A 1,329-nucleotide genomic window follows, 5' to 3' on the forward strand; every position below is an offset into this window, starting at 1 on the left:
GCTCCGAATTTAGGTAATAAAAATCCCCGGCCACCGATGGGAGGCCGTTGGTATTTATGGTTTTGGATTAATTAATGAAAGTGATGCGCAATCATCGTAGATAGCTGGGATTGATTCGGGCAAGGTAGACCATGCAGTTCATGAGTATCATGCCACCATTGCCTTATCATTACGGCAATACTCCCCTGACCAAGCATTCCGGCCACAAAGAAAATAGAACGAATAGATGCCAATGCTTCCCCTTGCGCTCTATTACATTCAGCCTCTCGATAAACACGGCACCAAAATGCCGAGTTAGCTGCAAACCATTGGTGCTGGTTAGTTAAATGCTCAGAGTCATTAAACATAAATGGCTCCAATAAAATTTGGTCGTTAGCCTCTTTGCATTTTGCTAGAAAAAATCGAGCATAATTTGGCGCAACACCCCAAGTTATAAAATCTTCCATCAAACCCTTTTTATCTACCGCTATTGCTTTCATAGTTTTCCCTTAATTATCGGTGTAATGCATATTGACCATCGATTGGGCTGCAATCATTTCGGCGCCGAAGTTGTTTACCGGCTGTAATTGGCGCGGCGGTTTAAGGCTAACGTTGTCCTCTTTCACAAAATCCAGTAAACCCACAGCGCCGAACGTATCGACCAAAGCCCGCAAGCGCTGAATACCGCGTTTAAGCTGGTGCAATTCTTCGCGGGTAAAATCATCCCATGCGTAACGACAGTGCTCTGACTTCATCCCGGCTGAATGCAGCAAAAGCCCACGATGCTCTGCCGGTAGACGTTCCCATATCAAACGCACCTTACTGTGGCTACCGGTTACCTTGTGACGAATGATCGCCAACCATTTATTGTTATTGCCCGACATAGCGCCCCCTTTTCAATCCCATTAAACGGAACCACCACGGGCGACGCTTGTTTTTCAATACGGGTTTACGTAACGCCCCTAGAAACACCACTCGGCTGGTACATGGCTGCCAGCGTTGACCGTTGGGTAATTCAATCCAGCCGTGGCCATAACTGCCTAATTGCGGGCTGGGTGATTGTTGTTTCAGATATCTAGCGAAAATTTTCATCTATTGCTCAGTTCAAGCCGGGCACCAAACCACAGGCGCTGATCATGTCAACGGCGGCGGCAAGTGCTGGCGTGGATTGGAAACGCGCTTCAACCGATACAACAATCAGCGACAGGTCACGAATGGCCTGATTCGCACGGTCAAGAATGGCGTTTCTACGGGATTGCGTCATAGGACCAGGCGTAACGGTTTCGCCGGCAATCGCGCCGATAGCCGCCGTAGCGCTGAGAGCATGGGTAGGTAAGTTGCTGGGATTGG

4 protein-coding genes are annotated in these 1,329 nt (G+C 48.5%); all 4 read right to left on the reverse strand.

Annotated features, from left to right (window positions below; all coding sequences use genetic code 11):
* Nucleotides 1-71 precede the first annotated feature (71 nt).
* Nucleotides 72-479 (reverse strand): hypothetical protein, encoded by a 408-nt coding sequence (locus DBA33_RS18945; protein WP_050877337.1) that lies wholly within the window; start codon nt 477-479, stop codon nt 72-74.
* A 9-nt stretch (nt 480-488) separates the two neighbouring features.
* Nucleotides 489-863 carry a hypothetical protein gene (locus DBA33_RS18950; protein WP_050877336.1) on the reverse strand — a complete coding sequence of 125 codons (375 nt, stop codon included), beginning with the start codon at nt 861-863 and terminating at the stop codon, nt 489-491.
* Nucleotides 850-1,071, reverse strand: coding sequence for a phage filamentation protein Fil family protein (locus tag DBA33_RS18955; RefSeq protein WP_004717258.1), 222 nt, complete (start codon nt 1,069-1,071; stop codon nt 850-852). Before DBA33_RS18955 ends, DBA33_RS18950 begins: the two co-directional genes overlap by 14 nt.
* A gap of 7 nt (nt 1,072-1,078) precedes the next feature.
* Nucleotides 1,079-1,329 (reverse strand): phage regulatory CII family protein (locus DBA33_RS18960; protein WP_205582789.1); only part of this gene is annotated, 251 nt, incomplete at its 5' end.

Source organism: Yersinia sp. IP36721, assembly GCF_003634395.1.
Classification (GTDB): domain Bacteria; phylum Pseudomonadota; class Gammaproteobacteria; order Enterobacterales; family Enterobacteriaceae; genus Yersinia; species Yersinia entomophaga.

Coding starts and splice junctions, on each gene's coding strand:
- DBA33_RS18950 (WP_050877336.1), bottom strand. CDS start 863: ATGTCGGGCAATAACAATAAATGGTTGGCGATCATTCGTCACAAGGTA.
- DBA33_RS18945 (WP_050877337.1), bottom strand. CDS start 479: ATGAAAGCAATAGCGGTAGATAAAAAGGGTTTGATGGAAGATTTTATA.
- DBA33_RS18955 (WP_004717258.1), bottom strand. CDS start 1,071: ATGAAAATTTTCGCTAGATATCTGAAACAACAATCACCCAGCCCGCAA.